Genomic DNA, 22,468 nt, shown 5'->3' with positions numbered 1-22,468 from the left:
ATTCGTATGTATCACGCCGTTACGGTTAGTTTAGGTTTTTTCTTTTATCCCGTATTAACGGGCAGTAAGACTCCCACCTTAAAATTGGCTGTGGCAAAGAAGTTAGGTGGAAGATCAACTGCCCGTAAAGACCCGATTGGTTCAACTAATAATCAGTGGGGGATGAACAAAACCCCCACTGATTAAAGTTTCACTTTATAAAAATAAAAAATGGGATGATTGTAGGGAGGGAAAGTTACTATGAAATATGAAAAATTAGCAAAAGACATACTGAAGAATGTCGGCGGGAGAGAAAATATACATAGCGTTGTACATTGTATCACTCGCTTACGATTTCAGTTGAAAGATGAGGGAAAGGCAAATACAGAAGTACTGAAAAGTATGGAAGATGTTGTGACTGTTATGAAAAGCGGCGGACAATATCAAGTTGTTATTGGTAACCATGTATCTGACGTATACAAAGCGGTTATCGCTGCTGGAGGGTTTCAAGAAACTGAGGAAGAGAATACGAGCGAGAAGAAAAAGAGTAGTCTTATAGATATTCTTTCTAGCATTTTCACTCCTATTTTAGGAGTATTAGCTGCAACAGGGATGATTAAAGGATTTAATGCACTATTTGTAGCGTTAGGCTGGTTAAGTACGCAGTCAGGAACGTATCAAATATTAAATGCAGTTGGCGATTCGTTATTTTATTTCTTCCCGATTTTCCTTGGTTATACAGCAAGTAAGAAATTCGGAGGCTCACCATTCATCGGTATGGCAATTGGAGGAGCTTTAGTTTATCCAGCTTTATCCGGTTTAAAAGCAACTGAGCCATTATATACGTTATTTGCAGGGACGATGTTTGAATCACCAATTCATATTACGTTTTTAGGAATACCAGTTATTTTAATGAACTATGCATCATCTGTTATTCCAATTATTCTCGCTGCTTATTTTGGAGCGAAAGTAGAACAGTCTTTAAAGAAAGTGATTCCGGATGTTGTGAAAACATTTTTATTACCATTCTTCACATTATTAATCGTTGTACCAATTACATTTCTCGTTATTGGCCCAATCGCGACGTGGGCAGGTCAGTTTTTAGGACAGGCGACGCTTTGGGTGTATCATGCAAGTCCATTAGTAGCGGGTGCCTTACTCGGTGCTTTCTGGCAAGTACTTGTCATATTTGGCCTTCATTGGGGCGTTGTTCCGATTGGCTATAACAATTTAGCAGTAAACGGTGTTGATCCAATATTAGCGCTTATATTTGCTGCCTCATTTGCTCAAATTGGTGCTGTGCTTGGCGTTTGGATGAAAACGAAAGACAAGAAATTAAAAACACTTAGCATTCCAGCTTTTATTTCAGGTATTTTCGGCGTTACAGAGCCGGCGATTTATGGCATTACACTACCTCTTAAAAAGCCGTTTATTATGAGCTGTATTGCGGGAGGAATTGGCGGCGCAATACTTGGCGTATTTGGTACACAAGTTTATATGACAGGCGGACTTGGTATATTTACGCTTCCGACATTTATTAGTCCGAAAGATGGGATTAGTGCTGGATTTTGGGGAGCAATTGTTTCAATGGTTGTTTCTTTAATAGTAGGTTTTATTCTGACTTACTTATTTGGTTTTACGAAAAAGAAAACATCTACAGAAACAGAGGAAACAAGTAATAAAATTGCTGCATCAAACGATGATGAAGTAATCTTTAGTCCTTTCCATGGCGCCGTTATGCCGCTTCAAAACATTGACGATGCTGCATTTGCATCAGGTGCGCTAGGTGAAGGAGTTGCGATTGAGCCTTCAGAAGGAAAGTTGTTTTCACCAGTTTCAGGTACGATTGCTGCGCTGTTCCCGACGAATCATGCAGTAGGAATTACGGCGGATTCAGGTGCTGAAATTTTAATCCATATTGGGATGGATACTGTGAAATTAAATGGTGAATTTTTCTCTTCTCGTATTGAACAAGGAGCGAGAGTAGAAAAAGGGCAATTACTGATTGAGTTTAATATAGCTGAAATTCAAAAGGCGGGTTATATTGTGACAACACCAGTTGTTGTTACAAATTATGATAAATATAGCATCAAAAAAACGGAAATAGAAAAGATTCAAGCAGGAGATTCTTTACTAAAGTTAGGAGTTAAATAGTAGTTACATTTCATACAGGTTCAAACGAAGAAAGGTATTCTTTAAAACTTACAATAGCTTTCTTCGTTCATTCTTATATAAAGGAGTTTTTCTATATGTCTAAAGTTAATTTTCCAAAAGGATTTTTATGGGGTGGAGCAACTGCAGCCAATCAAGTTGAAGGCGCATATGTAGAAGACGGAAAAGGGTTAACGACGGTTGATTTATTACCAACTGGTGAAAACCGTTGGGATATTATGAAAGGAAATATTCATTCCTTTACACCGGTAGAAGGAGAGTTTTACCCTTCACATGAGGCGATTGATTTTTACCATCGTTATAAAGAAGATATCGCTCTTTTTGCAGAAATGGGATTTAAAGCGTTACGTGTATCGATTGCGTGGACGCGTATTTTCCCAAGTGGTGAAGATGAAAAGCCAAATGAAGCAGGATTACAGTTTTATGATAATTTGTTTGATGAACTGTTAAAGCACGGTATTGAACCAGTTGTTACGATGGCTCACTTCGATGTACCTGTTCATTTAGTAGAAAAGTATGGAAGTTGGAGAAGTAGAAAACTTGTAAACTTCTTCGAGACGTACGCAAAAACTATTTTTAATAGATATAAAGATAAAGTGAAATATTGGATGACGTTTAATGAAATTAATATGCTTTTACATTTACCTTTCATGGGAGCAGGTCTAGCGTTTAAAGAAGGGGATAACAAAAAACAAATTCAGTATCAAGCAGCGCATCACCAACTTGTCGCAAGTGCGTTAGCTGTAAAAGCATGTCATGAAATCATTCCAGATGCAAAAATCGGTTGTATGCTTGCTGCGGGTGCAACGTATCCGTACACATGTAATCCAGATGACGTTCTTCGTGCGATGGAACAAGACCGTGAATCATTCTTCTTCATTGATGTACAAGCAAGAGGAGCATATCCTGGATACGCAAAACGCTTCTTTACAGATAACAATGTAACAATTGAAATGGAAAAAGAAGACGAGGAAATTTTAAAAGAGCATACAGTTGATTATATTGGCTTTAGCTACTATTCAAGCCGAGCAACAAGTACAGATCCAGAAGTGTTAAAAAGCATAACGAGTGGGAATGTATTCGGTTCTGTTGAAAATCCATATCTTGAAAAATCAGAGTGGGGATGGACAATTGATCCGAAAGGCTTCCGTATTACAGCGAACCAACTGTATGATCGTTACCAAAAACCGTTATTTGTTGTTGAAAATGGTCTCGGTGCAATTGACCAATTAAATAGTGAAGACGAAGTGAATGATGAATACCGTATTGATTACTTGCAAAAGCATATGATTGAAATGTCCGAAGCAATCCAAGATGGAGTAGATATTATTGGATATACAAGCTGGGGCCCAATTGACCTTGTAAGTGCTTCTACTGGAGAAATGAAAAAACGTTACGGATATATATACGTTGATAAAGATAATGAAGGAAAAGGGTCATTAAAAAGATCGAAGAAGAAAAGTTTTGATTGGTATAAGGAAGTAATTAAGACGAATGGTAAGAGTTTGGAGTCTTAAGTATGAAAGGGAGACATCTTAATGGATGTCTTCTTTTTTTCATTGTGAATGATGGAGCGACATTTCCCTTTACACGAACATAAAGGTATAATATAGTTTAGTTAAGTGAACTAAACTATTAGAAAACGAAATAACAGCATGGAGGAAGAATGCTATGACTAAATCGTATAAAGAAGTAATTAATGAAATGAATCGAGCCTACACGGAACTCTACATTTTACTATTTCAAGATTTAAAGGATGAGTTCGGTCTTACTGGGCAGCAAGAGAGCATGCTATTTCATATTCATTTAAATGAAAATACGACAGCAAATAACATTGCGAGTACGTTTAATATAACGAAAAGTGCGGTGAGCCAAGTTTTATCGAAATTGGAAAAGCAACAGATGATTTCAAAACAAGTTAATCCTAACAATAAAAGGGAGTATTTCCTTACAATTGGTCCAAACGGTAGTAAGTATATAGAGCAATTGGCAAAGTTAGATGATGTATTAATTGAAAAATACTTCTCAAAAATTGATATCAATGCCTTAGAGCAAATGACAGATACGTTAACAAAAATAAATAAAGTGATATTGGAAGAAAAGCAGAAGGATCTTGAGTCTAATGAGTAAGAAGCAAGATGAAGCAATTAGTAGAAAGGAGGAGAAGCGTGTGATGAGTTACATACCAAATATGATTACGATAGCAAATTTTGTGTGTGGGCTTTTGGCTATTCACGCTGTTTTCGTTCATGATATGTATGGTGCAGTTATGTTCATTATTACAGGTATGGTATTTGATCTGTTTGATGGTATGGTCGCTCGGAAACTAGATTCTGTTTCGGAAATGGGCGGTGAATTAGATTCATTTGCGGATTTAGTGACCTTTGGTGTGGCACCGTCTATTCTTGCATATAGTGTCGCTTTAAAAGATTTGCAGTTTATTGGGATGATAGATGCCCTTGCGTATAGTATTTGCGGAATGCTGCGGCTTGCGAGATTTAATACACAACAAAGCAAACTCCCAACATTCATCGGAATGCCCATTCCATTTGCGGCAATGTGTCTCCTCATTTTATGCCTCCTACATAATCCAGTTTCCGTGGCATTGGGCACATGCGTACTCGCTTATTTAATGGTGAGCAAAATCAAATTCCCCCATTTTAAAAAGGATATATCGGAAGGTTTGAAGTCCGAAAGATGGGATTGATGATACGGTATTACAATGAGAAAGATAAAGGAGCATAACATGATTCGTATCGCATTAAGATCATTCAACATACAAATATATTGTTTGCTAGGCGTGATGTTATTGGGATGGTTGCTGACACCTTTTTCAGCCCAGTTTGTAGGGATAAGCGTTGGCCTTTTAGTTAGTATGTACTGCGCCTGGATCTTAGGAAGGCGTATTGAAAAGTTCGGAAATAGCATCGTACAAAAAGAAAAAGCACCAATGCTTGGCATGATGAATCGGTTTGCAGCCGCCATACTCGGCGCAGTTATTATGTATGAAATTGAACACCGTGAGTACATGTGGACATTTGCAGCTGGAATTATGGGTGGTTATTTCTTGGTTATTATTAATTTGGGGTATTATAGTATGAGAGATGCGGAGAAATAGATTAGTATATTTTAAATTAGAAATTAACCTCCACCTCAAGCATGGAAAGATATACTTGAGGCGGATTATTAACACTTACAATAAATTTCTCCCAAAATAAAACAATGAAAGCAAGTACTCCATTTTGAGTATGTTCTATAAAACTAGCTCTTCTTATTTTTTATTTTTTTAAACATAAATTTGTAAATTAACCATGTAATAATGATTACCACAGGAGTAATTAATGCACCGTTAAACATTTTTTGATATATGTATAAAACATTTAAAATTAATAAAGAAACTATTGTAATAATCATATTATATTTTGAAAAGATTTCTACGAATTTAGAATGTGCAAATAACTTTTTGTATATAAAGTAAAAGATTACAAAAAGGATTGTTGTTACTAAACTAAAAACACTAATTTGAAGATAAAATATAACTATTAAATTTGTTATTGCTATTATCATTAACCAAAAAATTATAAAAAAATTAGATAATACTTCTACACTTACTAATAGAGCTCCTAGCGCCGCAATAAAAGCAGCAATTTTATTTGAGGAATCACCTTTGTTATTAGAAGAATTTTGTCTATTCATGAATAAAAATCAGCTCCAATTTAATTTCAGCGATTGTTAAGTAATTGATTTATTTTTTGCTCAAACAGGACATCATTGAGGTTCGTTAATGATAATGTTCCATCATTTTGTTCATTTTGAGAAAATAACCATTGTTTTCCTTTGGTTTCAATAATAAAGAAGCCATTATCAGAAGTAATTTCTTTATTATCTTTTGTTTCAAGTTTTATTACGCTATATATATTTTTTGTTGTTTTTAGGTCTTGTAGGAATTTTTCTGCAGATTTTATATCAAAATCATGAGCAGTTAAAATTTTAATACTTTCTTGAGAGGGTAGTGTTATTAGTTTTTGAATGTTTTTTATTAAGTCAGTAGATATTGATCCATACTTTTTATTTTGCAAATGATCTTCTTTAATTGTAAGTTGTAAAAGAGTCTTTGATTCTACATATAATTGCTCATTGTTTATTTTTTGTATTTGATGGGTAATACCATTTAAACTTTGATATCCAATGATTGTTTTATTACTAAAATAGATATTTCCAGTTGTTGTTGTTGTTGTTGTGATTGCTCTTGTGCACTTTTAAATTTATTTGCTGTTTCTTCTAATAGCTCAGGTGTTACTAAAATTTTCAACTTTCTTTATCCCCCTTAAATAAGATAGCTATGTATATGAAAAAAATTCCATATAGAAATGATTATCTATTTTATATTATCAGAATTTCGTTTTGTGTGGTTGTTAGGATTTTTTTAACTAGGTGCATATAAAAAACAAGATGGGAACCTAGAGTCCCACCTTGTTTTATCACCAATTACCCACTCCAGCATCGGACTTCACCCACTTCACCCAATCCAAATCCTCTACCTTAAGCAAACTGAGCGAAACACCTTTCATATCTAAAGAAGTTAGAAGGGTAACAACTTTTACGAATGTAACTTGTAATCCTTCAAGCTCACATAAACGGCGAATATGGTTTGCGAAAATGTATTGTTCCATTAATGGCGTTGTGCCGAGTCTGTTAATGAGGATGGCTAAGTTGTCCCCTTTTCTCCAGTGATAAATGCTTTTTAGTTTATTCATTAGTTCGATTGCTAATATTTCAGAAGAGGACAGCGCTTCTTTACAGTAATCTTTTTCAACACGAATACCGACAACGCAAAAGACTTTATCAGCGTTTTTAAAAGCAAGGAAAGTAGCTATTTCAATAGCTTTTGTGTTGTATGAAATTGAACACCATGAATTCATGTGGACATTTGCTGCTGGAATTATGGGTGGGTATTTCTTGATTATTGTTAATTTGGGGTATTATAGTATGAGGGATGCGAAGGAATAAAGTGCTGTGTAAATCACTAATTTGGATGTGAAAACCTTCCTTTATAGAGAGCTTTTTATTACAAAGAAAAGACACCCATATAAGAGTGTCTTTTCCGATAGTTTTTTAGCAGAAGCAAGAAGCTCCAACAATGATCAATAAAATAAACAATACAACTAGTAAAGCAAAGCCGCCGCCACAATTACTACTACAACTACCACCAAATCCCATAATAGTTCCTCCTTTAATAAGAGGGGAAAACAAGGGGTCACTCATGTATTTTAATGGATTCAACTTACTTTATGTTTTTTACACAATAATGGAGCAGGTCCTTTTGAAAATAAAGAAAAGACACCTTAAGGTGCCTTCCTCCGACTTGAACCATCTTAATTTTAATAATATTGGACTCCCGTCCGAATATTATTTTACCATGTTAAGTTGTTTTTGGAAATATTTCATATCGATAATTGCAATACACGTTTTAGTTTTTGAATTATGTATCTGTCTAAACGTTGAAATTAATAAAGGAACGACATACTTGAGGGTTTTTATCCCGCTTTAATGGGCAGTAAGACCCCCACCTCAAAATTTAGCGAAAGCAAAGAATTTAGGTGGGGGATCAACTGCCCATAAAAGTCCGATTGGTTCAACTAATAATCAGTGGGGGATGAAGAAAACCCCCACTGATTAAAGTTTCACTTTATGAGTGATTACAATCATACCATTAAAAAGAACCCCATAAATGATAAACCATTCCACTAACAAAAAACACTAATCCTAAAAACAAAACAATTAAAGCAAGTACTCCATTTTGATTATGTTCCATAAAATTAGCTCCTTTTAGAATTATTTTTATCCCGCTTTAATGGGCAGTAAGACCCCCACCTCAAAATTCAGCGAAAGCAAAGAAGTTAGGTAGGGGATCAACTGCTCATAAAAGTCCGATTGGTTCAACTAATAATCAGTGGGGATGAAGAAAACCCCCACTGATTAAAGTTTCACTTTATATACAAAAAAGCCTTTAGTCGTAATTATGGCTAAAGGCTTTGAGCATTATACTTTTTAGTTAATAAAATCTTATAAGAAGAATTTATAATGTTTTTTATCGAATTTGGAACTGAAAATGTACTAGCTTGATAATGAAGCCTGGCTATTAGAATTGAAAAATTTTAGTTTTATTATAATTAATAGAAATGAGAGTAGTGTGAATATAAATCCGCTCCAAATAAGCTGGTGAATACCTAAGTTTGAAATGAACCAGCCTCCAATAGTAGTTCCTAAAGTAATTCCGAGATTTGAGAACGAAACGAATAGACTGTTACCAAATTCGGGTGCTTCTTTAGCTTCACTTATTAACCATGTTTGACCAACAATTAATCCACCAGCATGTACGATTCCCAAAATGAATACTATAAAAATCATGGGAACAAGGTAGGAACCTAAATAATAAACCAATATGTAAACAATAGAATATAGAATAGGGAATGATATTACAGTGTTTATTATGCTTTTTTGCAGAAGACCACCAAATAAATGATTACCTAAAATCATAACTATACCAAATATGAATAGCATGATACTGATGAGAGATCCATTCATGGAAGTTACTTTTGCAAGGTACTCAGCGAAGTAGCTGTATACGGAAAACATGGCTGCAAAAAGGAATGTGACGGTTAAAATATTTAACCATAATCCTGGTTTGCCGAGTATACGAATTTGTTTGCCGAAAGACATTTTTTCTTTAACAGGCATAGAAGGAAGTAGGAGTAGTATTCCAATGAATGCAACAGTGTTAACGAATGCTCCGAATAAGAAAGCCATTTCGAGTGAAAATTGGTCTGCAAGGTAAGAGGTTAGTGGTACACCTAAAGCAAAGCCAACAGTAATTCCCATGAAAACTTTTGTAACCGCTTGACCGCTCTTTTCTGGAGGGACAAGTTTAGCTGCTGTTACAAGAGCGATTGAAAAGAAGAGTGGATGAAGCGCTGCCGGTAAAATACGAAAAATAAGCATGATTTCAAATTGCGTTGTATAAGCGTAGATTAAATTTGAAATAACAAATATGAAAATTGCTGTTAATAAAATTATTTTGCGATTCATACTAGAGACGAGCAGAATTAAGAACGGACCAGAAATAGCAACAACTAGTGCAAATATACTTACTAAAAATCCAGCTTGTGTAGTTGAAATTCCGAATTTTTCAGTGATTTGTGGTAATACGCCGACAATACCCATCTCGGTAGTAATAATTCCGAACACACCTATTGCGAGTGTCAGAATAAGTAAAGGATTTACTTTTTTCATTTATAAAACTCTCCATTCGTATCAGTATTTTGAAAGTAAATTCATTAACAAAGAAGCATTATTATAAGCATGATTGGATGCCAATATGATCAGGCGTATGTAATTTTAAATACAATAACAGATATCTAAATAACTAGATATGATATGTTAAAAAAATTTCTCCTTTCGATGTTTCTTGCTTTTATAGGCAGTGCAATTTATACAAAAGTCATTGGATACCTGTAAAAAGCAGAATGTATGAAAGCTAATAATCAATTAGTATGTTGATTATTAGCTTTCATTTTATAATTCGTTTTGGACGTATTCAGAAAACTTTCGTATTGTTTTTTCATTTCGACGATAGTAGGTCCATTTTCCAATTCGATCAGACTCTAGTAAGCCTGCTTTTTTCATAGTTAATAAATAACTAGAAATAACCGATTGGGCTAAGCCAGTTTTAAGCTGGATATCTCCTACACATACGCCAACTTGAAAGTTAAGGCCTTGTTCTAGATAAGGTTTTTCATCGAAATGGTTTTCTGGATTTTTCAACCATGATAAAATTTGACATCTTGTTTCATTTGACAATGCTTTATAAATTAATAAAGGTTCCATAAGGATATTATATCTACTTTTATAGATTTGTAAATGGGTTTTAGTGATTTTAAGGAAATAAGGTATAGTTGATCCCCTTGAATAGGAATAAGGTGCTCTTGATCTGTACCCTTTGTAAAGGACATTCTAAAAAAGTTAGGCAACCTAAAAAAGATGATTTCTGTATGCAAACAGGAGTCATCTTCTTTACATTCTATTGATAGAAAGAGTGATTATAGTACTTCATATATTTCTTAATTTCATGTTTTAACTGAACAAACGATTCACATGGTTATATACTACAAGGGTTGCATGTGAAGATTTAAGAAAAATTTTATATTTACCCCACTTTTTATTTTAAAAGTTTTTCCTATCCTATAAACAAGTTACATCAAGAAGGATACTAAAAACGACAAAGTCATAGATGAAATTGTAAAGTTAGGGGATTCCACATGCATACAGAAGTTTGGATGAGTTATTTGTATACTTATTTTTTTACTATTATGTTTTGTATTGTGTTTCAAATTGGATGTTATTTTAAAGCGAAAAACAATATATCTATTCTGCATTTTCTATGGGTATATGTTTTTCTATTCTACCTTTCGCTAGTGTATAAGGTGACGCAAATCGCGACTGTATGGGATATAAGTAGATATGAAACGTGGATTCGTGTAAATCAAATTAACTTGACTCTATTTGATACGGCAGGTAGTACGACGTATCTTTTGAATATTGTACTGTTTATGCCGTTCGGTTTTTTATTACCGGCTATTTGGCCACAGTTTAGAAAAATGAAAAACACAGTATGTGCAGGATTCTTTTTTTCATTGGCAATTGAGTTAAATCAATTACTAAATAATAGAATTACAGATATTGATGATCTATTTACGAATACCCTCGGGGCAATTGTTGGGTATGTAATATATAGAGTTTTATTTAAAATGTTTAAAATGATATGTAAAAGAGAGGGAAAAAAGCTTGATACGAACTCTTCTTTAGTCATAAAATACGAAGCTATTTTTTGTTTAGTGTGTTCATTTGTAGGTGCGATGTTCATTTATTATCCTGGAGACCTGTAAGCTTCCAATAAGATGGTTGCGATCTCGTTTATAAAATGATTCTAGTATTTCTTCCAATCAGCACAAGATTCTCTCTATACGCTATTAAGCTATTCAGCAGACTGTAAGATTGTCAGTAATCGTACTGGTGGGATTGAAATAAAAGCGGACAGTTTCTATCCAAGCTTTTCATTTATGTATGATGCGCAAGAATTATTTATTATTGGTGGAGAAGAGAAATGGTCTGATACCTATTATATAAAAAGGTTTTTCCATCTTGAGCAGATTACAGATGAGCTAATTATTGATTTAAGAAAATGAGAGACGAGAAGGAATAAATGAATAAACCCTCAAGTATAGAACGATATACTTGAGGGTTTTTATGTATGAAGAATGCTTTTCTATTTTTCCCTAGAATGAACAGTAATGTATAATCTAATTACTTAATGTAATAAGGAGGCAGTAAAATTTGAACAGGAAAATTTGGTTTGTATTTACTTTTTTTGCTCTTTTAGTAACTGGCTATGTTGTTGTCCAATATTTTATTATGGATGGATTTCAAACAGGGCTTGTAAAAGCGAAGCTTATGTTTGGATCTAAATTAAGTGCGTTCTGGTATATGATGCTATTTATACATATTACAACTAGTATAGTAGCATTAGTAACTGGCCCTTTTACATTATCCACTAAATTTAGAGAAAAGAATATCAACCGTCATCGAATAGTTGGGAGAATCTATATGTTTGGTATATTATTAGGAGGCGTTTCTGGACTGTACCTATCCTTTTATGCTACGGGAGGGTTGGTAGCGAAGTTAGGTTTCGGTTTGTTATCCGTATTTTGGCTAACATCAGCATATCAAGCATTAAATAGAGTTAAGAATAAAAAAATTAAAGAGCATCGGAATTGGATGATTAGAAATTATTCTTTAACCTTTGGAGCAGTTACATTAAGAATTTGGCTACCGTTGTTTATCGTTCTATTTGGAATAGAGCGGTTTGAACTTAGTTACGCTATTATTGCTTGGTTAGCGTGGGTACCCAATTTAATTGTTGCAGAATTATTCATAAGAAAAAGATTTAATAAAGGAAAGTACGAAGGAAATGAGGATTTACATTTTTGATATAAATTTGCTGTAATATTGAGGACAGAATTTTTTTTATAGCTGAATTACATACAAAAATAGGATGGCCCATTGAAGCCATCCTATTTTTATTTGTATTACCAACTAGCAGTTTCCGTATTTTCCTTCAACCACTTCACCCAATCCAAATCTTCTACCTTAAGTAAACTGAGCGAAACACCTTTCATATCTAAAGAAGTTAGCAGCGTACCAACTTTTACGAATGTAATCTGTAATCCTTCCAGCTCACATAAACGGCGAATATCATTTGCGAAAATGTATTGTTCCATTAATGGAGTTGCGCCTAGTCCGTTAATGAGAATGGCGAAGTTGTCACCTTTTCTCCAGCGATAAATGCTTTTTAGTTTGTTCATTAGTTCGATCGCTAATATTTCAGAAGAGGATAGTGCTTCTTTACGGTAGCCTTTTTCGCCGTGGATACCGACGCCATAAAAGGCTTCATCGTCGTTTAATGTGAATGAAGCTTTTCCTTTCACTGGATCGTTTGCAGGTGAAAGGGCGACGCCTAAAGTGTGTAAGTTTTCGGCGATAGAATGGCCGAGTGTTGTTAGTTCATCTAAAGAGTGACCTGCAAGAGCGGCCGCACCGAGTATTTTTTGAACGAAAACAGTACCAGCGACGCCGCGTCTTCTTTTATTAAACGAAGCATCATCTTCAATTGAAACGTCGTCATTTACGATGATGTGGTCAATTTGTCTTCCTTCTTCTTTCGCGATTTGTTCTGCTGCTAGAAAATTTGCTACGTCATCTTTAAAGTTTTTGATGATGAATAAAATACTTTTATCTTTTGGCATGAGGCGAGTTGCTGCAATAATTTGTTCCACTGTAGGTGGAGTGAAAATACTGCCGTTTACTGCCGCCGTAAGCATACCTTTTCCTACATAACCAATATCAGCTGGTTCGTGTCCGCTACCACCGCCGCTTATGATGACAACGTTTTGCTTCATTTTTTCGATATCTTTCACATAAATGATGTTATTTGTTTCGTCGTAATTTACTTTGTCGTTATGTTCAAAATAAAAGCCATGCATCATATCTTGAACGATATTTTGTACATCATTCATAATCTTTTTCATTGCTTTTGCCACCCTTTAATTACTTTGCTGATTGCTCCAGTAATAGTAGTAATTGATTGTTTATCATATTTTTCATGAGAGAAGACATAATGGATGGATCTACTTCGCACTTGCTTTCAATCCAATCTTTAATCGTGCCAACGAAGCCGTGGCTATAAAAAGAGGCAATCGTATTTTTCGTCTCATCAGAAAGGCTGAATCCACAGCTCATCGATAGTTCATCAATAATCTTCATATATAAGTTTTTCGTATGCTCAAATAAATAGTGATTAAACGAGTTTTGCTCAATGACTTTAAAAGCATTTCGGTAAAATTTTTGATTTTCATAAAAGTAATCAAATAATAAATCGAAAATATTTTCCCACGTTTCATAGTCGAGAAAGTCGATAATGTTTTCTTTCGTTTCTTCTCTATAAATCCAGCTTAATAGCTCAAATTTATCTTTAAAATGATAATAAAAAGTTTGCCTACGCATTTGACAGTGTAACATAATATCGCTCACTGATATTTTATGAAACGACTCTGTTTCCATTAAATACTTCAATGAATTTGCGATTATCTTTTTAGAAATTATAGAAGAGGTCATCTGAATCATCCCTAGAGTGTTAGTAATATGAAAATCCTACCTACAAATGAGAGCGGTGTCTTTAGACAGATTGTCCATTTTGTCCGTTTACTATAAAACGCTTTCATTTTAACATGGATAGTAAGAAGAAGATTTCAAATATATCACAATATATTAAAGGAATTGAGGGAGAATCACAATGAAAAAGATTATAAACAAACCAGAAACATTAGTAATGGAAATGTGCAACGGAATGGTTATGGCTCATCCAGAGCTTGAGCTTTTGAAAAAATATAAAGTCATTAAGAAGAAAGAAATGAACGAAAATAAAGTAACGTTAATTAGTGGCGGCGGTAGTGGTCATGAGCCAGCACATGCAGGATTAGTCGGAAAAGGAATGTTAGATGCGGCAGTGTGCGGAGATGTGTTCGCGTCGCCTTCACAAATTCAGGTGTATCAAGCGATTAAAGAGACAGCTAGTAAAAAAGGTACGTTATTAATTATTAAAAATTATAGCGGCGATATTATGAATTTCAAAAACGGAGCACATTTAGCGACGGAAGATGGAATTGAAGTTGACTACGTAAAAGTGGATGATGATATTGCGGTAGAAGATAGTCTATATACAGTAGGACGCCGCGGCGTTGCGGGCGTTATTCTCGTTCATAAAATTGCTGGCGCAGCAGCGGAAGCAGGTATGGATTTAGGAGCGGTGAAAGCTGTCGCAGAAAAAGCAGCGGCTAACGTGCGTACAATCGGTTTAGCGTTGACGTCTTGTACAGTTCCAGCGAGCGGATCACCTACTTTCACACTTGCGGAAGATGAAATGGAATACGGCGTAGGTATTCACGGCGAACCAGGAATTAAACGCGAAAAAATGTTGTCAGCGGATGAATTAGCTAACCGTATGACAAATGATTTAATGAAAGATTTAGGAGTAAAAGACGGCGAAGAAATTGCGCTTTTAGTTAACGGTTTTGGCGGAACACCACTGCAAGAACTTTACTTATTTAACAACGCAGTTACGAGAGAACTAGCTGCTAGAAGCATTAAAATAAACAGAGTATTCGTTGGCAACTATATGACGAGTATCGATATGGCTGGTATGTCTTTAACAGTAATGAAACTAGATGATGAGCTAAAAACATTACTATCGAAAGAATGTAATACACCAGCGTTTAAAGTAGATGGACCAGTTGAAAGTGTAGAGTACGTGAATGTACTTGAAGGTGTAGAAGAGAAAGAAGTTTCCTTCGAAATAGAAACAGCGGAAGAGCATGCTGTTATAAAAGATAATGTCATTACATTAAACAACATGATCTATCTCGTTGATAAAATGAGTGACGTTATTATTAAAAACGAAGTACCGTTCTGTGAGTTAGATACACATGCGGGTGACGGCGACTTCGGAATGAGTGTTGCAAAAGGATTTAAGCAACTAAAACGTGAGTGGCATTCTATTGTAGATCAAGAGAACGTAACGATCGGATCATTCCTTGACGGCTGTTCAATGATTATTATGGAACATTGCGGCGGCGCATCTGGTCCAATTTGGGGCGGAGCATTCCGCGCAGCTAGTAAAGCAGCAGGCGAAAAACGTGAGTTAACAGTGAAAGAATTCGCTGAAGTGTTGCAAGCAGCACTGCAAGGCATACAATCTATCGGTGAAAGATCATTCGGTAGAGGAGCAGTAGTTGGTGACAAAACACTTGTTGACGCACTTGCTCCATGTGTAGACTCTTGGTTAGCTAGCGCTTCAAACGAAGAAGATATGAAAATTGCCTTTGAGAAAGGAGCAGAAGCAGCAGTTAAAGGAGCAGAGTACACGAAAGAAATCGTTGCTCGCATGGGCCGCGCCGGTACAGTTGGTGAAAGAAGTTTAGGCTACCCAGATGCAGGTGCACATGCACTTGGAGTTATCTTTACGGAGATTGCGGGTAGTTTGAAATAGAAATGTGAATATCCCCTCTGCCTTGTGGTGGAGGGGATATTTATAGTTGATATGTAGAACATTTCTTTCGGTGCTCTCTCTGTAAAATATGAGTTTGTTAATATTTTTGATAAAATCTTATTTCAAAACTACAACTAATATTTCTCAACATTAATATATTGAAAATAGTTAGAATATTTAAGGTAATCATTTATGAAGCAATATATTATAAAAAAAGGGGGAATTTATTTTGTTACGTCGCTTATCTATTTGTACTTTATTAACAGCTTTTATGTTTACTTTGTTTACATTTAACAGCTCTGCTTTTGCGGCTACGAATACTACTGAAAATAAAACTGTAGTAGCAGCTTGTGCAAAGGGAGGTACGGTAGGTGTATATGGTGCAAAGATGCGCAGTGGTTACACTGTTGGATCACCTGTCTTACATACATTTAATGATGGTGCGAAAATTACTGGAACATGGGTAACTGGTGAATATGTTCAAGGTCATTACAGTAATTCTAAACAGTGGTTAAAAGTTACATATAAAGGGATGACAGGTTATGTATCCCATACAACATTATATAACGTTTGCTCATAAAACTATGTACTATAATAATAACTCTGGATATATTGAACTAATCTCTTTTAGGGATTAGTTCTTTTTATCCCTTTTTGAAATATCCATATTTAACCAATTCTGTGTATAGATAACCATTTTTTCTAAGGATTTATTGGATTAATAGTTTTAATGTTAGTTGTTAATTAGTATGGGGAAATTTATCATGCAATGAAGAGTGAGAAATCAAGAATTATAAAAAATTATAGTATCTTTGATTTATATGTTTATTTTTTATATAGAAACGAATAAGGGACAGAAAAAGTTATAAGTTTAAAGAGTTGAAATGGTGAAAGTGTATTGAGAAATTTTTTTGAAACAATAATATTCAGAAAATTAAATGTTTTATAGGTTTATTTTTGTTATTATGTTAGTAATCTATAGACAAAGGAGAAGGATCTATATGAGTGTACATGCAATAAAAAAGGAAGAAATCACTTTACTTTTACATGAGTGGTATCGAGAAATTCGTTCACAGAATTTCGTTAAGGCAAAGGAATTAAAACAAAGTATTGATACAAAAATTAATAGTATGGAAGAAGATCAAAAGAATACAGAGTTTTATTCACTTTTAGATTTTAGATTTAAAATGTTAAGTGCAGAGTTTTATCCCCATCAATCTGACATATCTAAGAATGATCTAAGAAAAATGAAGTTAGATGAAGCGCCATCAGATGAATCTCTATTATATTATTACCATTTCTTTAAGGCTTCTCATGCTACGGTAAACGGTGATTTTAAAGTGGCTGAAAAGCATTATGGAATAGCAGAATCTTTATTGGAAAATATTCAGGATCCAATCGAAAAAGCAGAATTTAACTTTAAGCTATCTAGCTACTATTATCATGTTTGCCAGCCTATTTTAGTTATTCAATATGCAACTAGAGCAAGAAATACATTTGAAGGGCTGTACGGGTATAGTAGGAAGGTCGCAGCATGTGACAATGTTCTTGGGTTAGCATGTGTAAAGCTAAATGAATTTGAGCAGGCAGAAGTTTATTTTATGTCGTCTCTGGATATTTTGAAAAAGCAAAATGAAGAGGAGTTAATGTTACGAGTTCGACATAGTTTAGGGGTTATGTATGCAGAGCAAAACCTATCTGATTTAGCACTTCGTTATTTATCAGAAGTATCACAAAAAATCCCGAATCACTTTAGAGCGATTTTTTTGGAAGCTAGAGAGAATTTAAAGTTAGGAAAAACAAAGCTTGCAGCGTCTTTAATTGAAAAAGGATTAGTAATCTGTAATGAACTAGAACAAACAGAATATGAACATCATTTTAAAATTCTAAAGGGAATGAATGAGAATGTTTCTGCTGAAGAATTAGAGTTAGCTATTTCTAAAGGAATTTCTTTCTTTAATGAAGTAGGTTTATGGCAATATGTCCAGGAATATGCTGAAAAGTTAGCGGTTAAATATCATAAAGAAGGAAATTCAATAAAATCTAGTGAATACTTCTATTTAGGATATAAAGAAAAAGAAAAAGGTTTTCAGAAAGGGGCTTTAAAATGAAAAGAATCATAAGCAGCTCAATTGGATTAATAATTACGGTCATACTATTAAATGGAGTAAATGCTCCAACAGACCAATCAAAGGTTAATACAACAAACGTTATACAATATACGCATGGAGAGCCGTGGGGCTGATGGAATATTGAAGTATAAAGAGTTGTTAGATCAAAGTGAAGAAAAAGTAATTATTAGGTATTATATAGATGAAACGCTCAAATGAGCGTTTTTTTATTTTATAATCAGATGATTTATTTTCATATGTACCGCAGTAAAAACTTATTCCTGACTTAAAAAAGAGCCTCACCGGAATGGTGTTTTTTATACGATTATCTATTCTTGGATATTATAAATAGCATCTATATGAACTTATTTTTTATTAAAAATAATAGAGTTTTTCAACAAGGTATTTCCTTTGTGGGAGAAAATGGTCCCAAATTCTTTTAGTTAAAAGCTCATGTCTTAAATCGATTCATATTTGAGGTATGACGAATGCGAAAAATGAAAAACACGAATCCAATCGTGATAAAAGTTTGGAACTAGATAATGAATAAGACACATAAAGAAAAGGTACCCATATATAGGTACCTTTTCTAATAGTTTTTTAGCAGAAACAACTACATCCGATAATGATTAATAGAATAAATAATACAACTAGTAAAGCAAATCCTCCAGCGAAACCGCAGCCTTCGCCGCAACTACCACCATATCCCATAATAATAGTGCCTCCTTTAGATAAGAGGGGAAAACTAGGGTTCATTCCATAGATTTTAATGGGTTCACTTTACCTTATGTTTTAAAGAATGAATTGAGCAGGTCCTTTTGAAAATAAAGAAAAGACGCCATTAAGCGCCTTCCTGTTAGGTAGATAAGACTTTAGTTTTCCAATCTAAAGAAATTTTGTATCAGCTCTTTGTGAGTATATCATAATATCTGATTGATTTATTATGTATTGTTACATACTTTTCTAATACCCTCTATTTTCCATTTGATAAAATAAAATCCCAATATTACCAAAAAATAAATAAATATTTCTACATATTCAAGATATTTACAAAAAATACAAAAGTGATACATTTAAGTTGTAAGCTATAAAAACTATTAAAGGGGGATTTATTATGTTCAAGAAATTAGTAGTGGGAGCATTGGCAACTGGTATTGCATTAACAGGAGGAATTGGGGCAGCTTCGGCTGATACGCAAAAAGCTGTGAACTCTCCGAAGCAAGCAGCATGCTCAATTCCTTATGAGTATTCTAATGGTAAATTCAAAAGAACTCTTTATTACTCAAATGGAGTATATGCTAATAGTTTTAATGAAAATGTTTGTGGCGGGACGATTACGTGGTATTTAAAACATGTTCAAAATGGAGTTGCTTTTTACGAAGGTAATTTAAAATAGTAGATTTTTTGAACCTCATTTATTGAGGTTCTTTTATTTTTAGTTTTTAAACTGATTCTCCATAAAAAAAGGCACTCAAAGGTTCTTTCCTCCGATTGAATATTATTTTATTATGTTAAACAATATGGGACATTGAGCAATATGATTCAATCCTATTATTAATCAACTTTATAGAAAGGTATGTTCAAGCGTTGTCATAAAGGCTAGGGGATTTATTAAATAGAAATAATTAGTGGTAATATAAAGTGTTTTTTACCTAATAAACCTTTTGAATTCTAAATATTAACTCCAAAGTAATTCATTTCATAAATTTTAATTTTTTGCTAACGCTGTTATTATTTTATATATTATTATTCCAATAAGTGTTGTGTTAATTAGTTATTTTCTGATAATATCTCTGTGTGTTTTACTCTAATAATTATAAAAAGGTGGTGTTTTCTTTATGTCAAACATGTTTCATAAAATTGGTGATGCGATTGAAAGGAGTATGTATTTTAAATCTTGTTTTTATATCTTAACAGGGGCTCTGCTTATTTATATTGGTTACATTGTAGGTAAGTGGGTGGGTTCTGCTGTATTTTAGAGTGAAAAATGGAATTTAATCAAGAAAAAAGAATTTTTTCAAAAGGTGTATTAATATAAAATTAACATTAATTAAACGTAATATAATTAACTTAAGAATAATAGATATCGTTATGAATTCAGTATTAAAAAAAGAAATGCCTAATTTAGCAGTATTAAGTAATGAGGAATTAAAAAACATTGATGTTCATGGTGTCTACAGCAGTTTTTTTACTGGTCACTTTACTGTGTATTACGTTATATTTTAAAACACACGATAAACGTTTTATGTATCTTGGATATGTATCATTATTTTTAACTTTTTTTGTTATTGGTACTTTTTCATAATTAAATGTCCAGTGGTTTATCACAAATTAAATTAAGAAGAGCATATATAAGAGAGAAAAGGCATTCATAAGAATGCCTTTTCTTTATCAATAGCCCGAGGAGAAGAGAATATACAGATTTTGATGTGGTACTTCTTGAGCAAATAGTTGTAATTCATCAGATACAGAAATAGACATACAAAAACGCCATCTTTTCCTATGATTCTACAGAAAGAATTAGGATAGAAGTAAAGCAATTTGGTTATAAATGATATTTTCGACATGATACAATAGACCCTTTTATATATCCGCAAGTAAAACAACATAATATTAATACGGAAAAATATAATAATATGAGTTTTTGCATATTTCGAAACTTAATATATCCTTCAAAAAATTTTAATAGTATAATATGTTTTGTCATATTATTTTAGATTTTTCGACAAAATATAAAAATAGAGAACGTATTGGGAGAAGGAATTATGTACACAAAACTATTAAAATCAATTACATCATTAACACTTATTGGTGGCGCTTTATTATATACAAATGGCAGTGATGTGAAAGCTGCTGAGGCAGGTATTTTTTCTGATGTTCCTACATCGCATTGGTCGTATCCCGCGATTAAAGATTTAGCGAGTAAAAATATTATTTCCGGTTATGGAAATGGAATATTTGGTTTTGGAGATGTTGCGACGAGAGAGCAAGTTGCAGCTTTAATTTATCGTGTGTTAGTACCGAATAAGCAAGGTGGTACGTTCAGTAATGAAGGTGCTCGTTACGTATTAAAAGATGGATCTACTTTAAATAATCCGTATCGAGATATTCGCTCAGGTTCAACATTGTTTCCAGAAGAGGTTTTAACGTTAACGAAATTAGGGGTTTTTAAAGGTGATGCAAACGGTGGATTTAGACCGAAAGACTCTGTTAGCCGCGCAGAAATGGCACAAATTCTTACAAACGCTTTCCATCTTTCTGCGAAACAAAAGCATACATTTAATGATGTTCCAAGTGGTTATTGGGGTGAAAATGCAATTAGTGCGGTGCAATCAAACGGGATTGCTTCTGGTACAGGCGAAGGGGGATTTGAGCCATATAGCACGGTAAAACGTGAACAATATGCACAGTTTTTATATAATACTTTGAAATATAAAAAGCCTGAAGTTGCGGTGCAAGATACAGGAGATGCGGCATTATTAGCGGCTTTTAAAGATGAAGTGCAAAAGCGTATTAATGCGTATGAAACGAATATTACACTTCCATATAAAACGAAAAATAGTAATCATGAAGAAGTAATGAAGACACTTTTCAACGCCTATAAAGAAGTCGCAAGTAAAAATGAGTATACAAATTATAATAGATCGAATGTTTCATATGGAATTTCTGGATCACCTGGAAATTATACGTTTACGTTAAAGATTACATATCGTGAAACGAAAGAACAAACGGAATATGTAATGAAGCAAGCAAAGGCAATTGTTTCTTCTATTACGCAAGTTGGAATGGATGATCACGAAAAAGTGAAGGCGATTCATGATTATGTCGTAAAGCATATTTCTTATGATACGTCTTATAAAGCTTACACAGCATATGAAGCACTCGTAAATCGTTCTGCAGTTTGCCAAGGTTACGCACTATTAACCTATCAATTATTAAAAGAAGCTGGAGTTGAGAATCATTTTGTAGTAGGAACTGGAGATGGTCAGCCTCATGCTTGGAATTTAGTGAAAATCGAAAACAAATGGTATCACCTTGATACAACATTCGATGATCCGATACCAGATGAACAAGGCCGCGTAACATATTCTTATTTCAACTTATCAGATGAGCAAATCGCAAGAAATCATGAGTGGAACAGAAGTGATTATCCGCAAGCTACAACAAATTATTATAGTACATTAACAAATAAAATTGCGGCAGGTAGTACGAAAATCCCTGCATATCAGCAAATATTAAAAGATACAAAGTTAAATTATTTAGGAAATGAATACATCGCAAACAACTATAATGAATTCAAAAATAAAATGCAGCAACGTTATAACGAAAAGTCACCAAAGATTGAAATTCTTTATAAACAATCAATGGATGGCGCATTGCAAGATGTGAAAAAAGTAATTGGAGAAATTGGTTATCCGCAAGGGGCGAACCGTGTTTCTTATAAAGCTGAGCCGTATAATGCGAAAGAAGGATATTCTTTAGTGACGATTACGTTTATGTAGTGAGAATGAGAAAAAGCATCTGTTTCAGATGCTTTTTTATTATT

24 protein-coding genes and 4 pseudogenes are annotated in these 22,468 nt (G+C 33.8%); 17 read left to right on the top strand and 11 right to left on the bottom strand.

Going from position 1 to position 22,468, the window contains the following annotated elements:
• Positions 1-6 precede the first annotated feature (6 nt).
• The 6 genes from ILS93_RS15655 to ILS93_RS15630 all read left to right on the top strand — a co-directional run bounded on the left by ILS93_RS15655 (position 7) and on the right by ILS93_RS15630 (position 5,269).
• The gene (locus tag ILS93_RS15655; RefSeq protein ID WP_064473769.1) at positions 7-186 is read left to right on the top strand and encodes a hypothetical protein; all 180 of its coding nucleotides are present in this window, start codon (positions 7-9) and stop codon (positions 184-186) included.
• A 54-nt stretch (positions 187-240) separates the two neighbouring features.
• Positions 241-2,133, top strand: a complete 1,893-nt coding sequence (locus ILS93_RS15650; protein ID WP_088047905.1) for a beta-glucoside-specific PTS transporter subunit IIABC — start codon at positions 241-243, stop codon at positions 2,131-2,133.
• A gap of 95 nt (positions 2,134-2,228) precedes the next feature.
• The gene (locus ILS93_RS15645) at positions 2,229-3,668 is read left to right on the top strand and encodes a 6-phospho-beta-glucosidase (protein ID WP_098111562.1); all 1,440 of its coding nucleotides are present in this window, start codon (positions 2,229-2,231) and stop codon (positions 3,666-3,668) included.
• Between the two features lie 154 nt (positions 3,669-3,822).
• On the top strand, positions 3,823-4,281 hold the full coding sequence (locus tag ILS93_RS15640) for a MarR family winged helix-turn-helix transcriptional regulator (protein WP_064473772.1): 459 nt from the start codon (positions 3,823-3,825) through the stop codon (positions 4,279-4,281).
• Positions 4,274-4,858, top strand: a complete 585-nt coding sequence (gene pssA / locus ILS93_RS15635) for a CDP-diacylglycerol--serine O-phosphatidyltransferase (RefSeq protein WP_222660819.1) — start codon at positions 4,274-4,276, stop codon at positions 4,856-4,858. The genes ILS93_RS15640 and pssA overlap by 8 nt, the downstream gene beginning before the upstream one ends.
• Positions 4,859-4,897: 39 nt before the next feature.
• Positions 4,898-5,269 (top strand): ATP synthase subunit I, encoded by a 372-nt coding sequence (locus tag ILS93_RS15630; protein ID WP_064473773.1) that lies wholly within the window; start codon positions 4,898-4,900, stop codon positions 5,267-5,269.
• Between the two features lie 143 nt (positions 5,270-5,412).
• Here the strand turns inward: ILS93_RS15630 and ILS93_RS15625 are convergent, their stop codons facing one another.
• The 4 genes and pseudogenes from ILS93_RS15625 to ILS93_RS15610 all read right to left on the bottom strand — a co-directional run.
• Positions 5,413-5,847, bottom strand: coding sequence for a hypothetical protein (locus tag ILS93_RS15625; RefSeq protein ID WP_064473774.1), 435 nt, complete (start codon positions 5,845-5,847; stop codon positions 5,413-5,415).
• Between the two features lie 26 nt (positions 5,848-5,873).
• Positions 5,874-6,230, bottom strand: a complete 357-nt coding sequence (locus ILS93_RS15620) for a hypothetical protein (protein WP_081257056.1) — start codon at positions 6,228-6,230, stop codon at positions 5,874-5,876.
• 92 nt (positions 6,231-6,322) lie between these two features.
• A complete protein-coding gene (locus ILS93_RS15615) occupies positions 6,323-6,463 on the bottom strand; it encodes a hypothetical protein (RefSeq protein ID WP_179866115.1) in 141 nt (46 codons plus the stop codon).
• Between the two features lie 169 nt (positions 6,464-6,632).
• A pseudogene (locus ILS93_RS15610) lies at positions 6,633-7,004 on the bottom strand (dihydroxyacetone kinase subunit DhaK); the annotation flags it as partial.
• A gap of 37 nt (positions 7,005-7,041) precedes the next feature.
• On the opposite strand from ILS93_RS15610, the pseudogene ILS93_RS15605 reads away from it, so the two are divergent.
• Positions 7,042-7,161: pseudogene (locus ILS93_RS15605) on the top strand (ATP synthase subunit I); the annotation flags it as partial.
• A 105-nt stretch (positions 7,162-7,266) separates the two neighbouring features.
• Here ILS93_RS15605 and ILS93_RS15600 read toward each other — a convergent pair.
• From ILS93_RS15600 to ILS93_RS29105, 4 genes and pseudogenes are all read right to left on the bottom strand, one after another.
• Positions 7,267-7,371: a YjcZ family sporulation protein gene (locus tag ILS93_RS15600; protein WP_075310385.1), complete on the bottom strand. Its 105-nt coding sequence runs from the start codon at positions 7,369-7,371 to the stop codon at positions 7,267-7,269.
• Between the two features lie 897 nt (positions 7,372-8,268).
• On the bottom strand, positions 8,269-9,444 hold the full coding sequence (locus tag ILS93_RS15595) for an MFS transporter (protein ID WP_088047901.1): 1,176 nt from the start codon (positions 9,442-9,444) through the stop codon (positions 8,269-8,271).
• Between the two features lie 282 nt (positions 9,445-9,726).
• Positions 9,727-10,038, bottom strand: a complete 312-nt coding sequence (locus ILS93_RS15590; RefSeq protein ID WP_064473777.1) for an ArsR/SmtB family transcription factor — start codon at positions 10,036-10,038, stop codon at positions 9,727-9,729.
• A 193-nt stretch (positions 10,039-10,231) separates the two neighbouring features.
• Positions 10,232-10,309 (bottom strand): annotated as a pseudogene (locus ILS93_RS29105) (TetR family transcriptional regulator); the annotation flags it as partial.
• A gap of 160 nt (positions 10,310-10,469) precedes the next feature.
• On the opposite strand from ILS93_RS29105, the gene ILS93_RS15585 reads away from it, so the two are divergent.
• The 3 genes and pseudogenes from ILS93_RS15585 to ILS93_RS15575 all read left to right on the top strand — a co-directional run bounded on the left by ILS93_RS15585 (position 10,470) and on the right by ILS93_RS15575 (position 12,198).
• Positions 10,470-11,096, top strand: coding sequence for a VanZ family protein (locus ILS93_RS15585; RefSeq protein WP_064473778.1), 627 nt, complete (start codon positions 10,470-10,472; stop codon positions 11,094-11,096).
• 45 nt (positions 11,097-11,141) lie between these two features.
• Positions 11,142-11,396: pseudogene (locus ILS93_RS15580) on the top strand (hypothetical protein); the annotation flags it as partial.
• A gap of 148 nt (positions 11,397-11,544) precedes the next feature.
• Entirely contained in the window at positions 11,545-12,198 is a 654-nt protein-coding gene (locus tag ILS93_RS15575; protein WP_088047900.1) for a DUF2306 domain-containing protein, read from the top strand.
• A 98-nt stretch (positions 12,199-12,296) separates the two neighbouring features.
• Here ILS93_RS15575 and dhaQ read toward each other — a convergent pair whose 3' ends face one another.
• Positions 12,297-13,295, bottom strand: a complete 999-nt coding sequence (gene dhaQ / locus ILS93_RS15570; protein WP_088047899.1) for a DhaKLM operon coactivator DhaQ — start codon at positions 13,293-13,295, stop codon at positions 12,297-12,299.
• Positions 13,296-13,314: 19 nt separating this feature from the next.
• Positions 13,315-13,881, bottom strand: coding sequence for a dihydroxyacetone kinase transcriptional activator DhaS (gene dhaS / locus ILS93_RS15565; RefSeq protein WP_000204216.1), 567 nt, complete (start codon positions 13,879-13,881; stop codon positions 13,315-13,317).
• A 178-nt stretch (positions 13,882-14,059) separates the two neighbouring features.
• On the opposite strand from dhaS, the gene dhaK reads away from it, so the two are divergent.
• From dhaK to ILS93_RS15545, 4 genes are all read left to right on the top strand, one after another.
• Positions 14,060-15,811 (top strand): dihydroxyacetone kinase subunit DhaK, encoded by a 1,752-nt coding sequence (gene dhaK / locus ILS93_RS15560; RefSeq protein ID WP_064473780.1) that lies wholly within the window; start codon positions 14,060-14,062, stop codon positions 15,809-15,811.
• A 229-nt stretch (positions 15,812-16,040) separates the two neighbouring features.
• Positions 16,041-16,391, top strand: coding sequence for an SH3 domain-containing protein (locus ILS93_RS15555; RefSeq protein WP_064473781.1), 351 nt, complete (start codon positions 16,041-16,043; stop codon positions 16,389-16,391).
• A gap of 421 nt (positions 16,392-16,812) precedes the next feature.
• The gene (locus tag ILS93_RS15550; protein WP_064473782.1) at positions 16,813-17,922 is read left to right on the top strand and encodes a response regulator aspartate phosphatase; all 1,110 of its coding nucleotides are present in this window, start codon (positions 16,813-16,815) and stop codon (positions 17,920-17,922) included.
• On the top strand, positions 17,919-18,056 hold the full coding sequence (locus tag ILS93_RS15545) for a Phr family secreted Rap phosphatase inhibitor (protein ID WP_000821340.1): 138 nt from the start codon (positions 17,919-17,921) through the stop codon (positions 18,054-18,056). Before ILS93_RS15550 ends, ILS93_RS15545 begins: the two co-directional genes overlap by 4 nt.
• 466 nt (positions 18,057-18,522) lie before the next feature.
• Here the strand turns inward: ILS93_RS15545 and ILS93_RS15540 are convergent, their stop codons facing one another.
• The gene (locus ILS93_RS15540; protein WP_000540371.1) at positions 18,523-18,633 is read right to left on the bottom strand and encodes a YjcZ family sporulation protein; all 111 of its coding nucleotides are present in this window, start codon (positions 18,631-18,633) and stop codon (positions 18,523-18,525) included.
• Between the two features lie 403 nt (positions 18,634-19,036).
• Here ILS93_RS15540 and ILS93_RS15535 point away from each other — a divergent pair, with 403 nt between their 5' ends.
• The 3 genes from ILS93_RS15535 to ILS93_RS15525 all read left to right on the top strand — a co-directional run bounded on the left by ILS93_RS15535 (position 19,037) and on the right by ILS93_RS15525 (position 22,424).
• Positions 19,037-19,318: an LCI fold-containing protein gene (locus tag ILS93_RS15535; RefSeq protein WP_064473783.1), complete on the top strand. Its 282-nt coding sequence runs from the start codon at positions 19,037-19,039 to the stop codon at positions 19,316-19,318.
• 442 nt (positions 19,319-19,760) lie between these two features.
• A complete protein-coding gene (locus ILS93_RS15530; RefSeq protein WP_170957612.1) occupies positions 19,761-19,901 on the top strand; it encodes a hypothetical protein in 141 nt (46 codons plus the stop codon).
• Between the two features lie 786 nt (positions 19,902-20,687).
• The gene (locus ILS93_RS15525; protein ID WP_064473784.1) at positions 20,688-22,424 is read left to right on the top strand and encodes an S-layer homology domain-containing protein; all 1,737 of its coding nucleotides are present in this window, start codon (positions 20,688-20,690) and stop codon (positions 22,422-22,424) included.
• Positions 22,425-22,468 lie beyond the last annotated feature (44 nt).

The organism is Bacillus sp. 16GRE42, assembly GCF_019837435.1.
In the GTDB taxonomy this organism is placed as follows: Bacteria; Bacillota; Bacilli; order Bacillales; family Bacillaceae_G; genus Bacillus_A; species Bacillus_A wiedmannii.
This window is presented reverse-complemented; position numbering and strand designations above follow the sequence as displayed.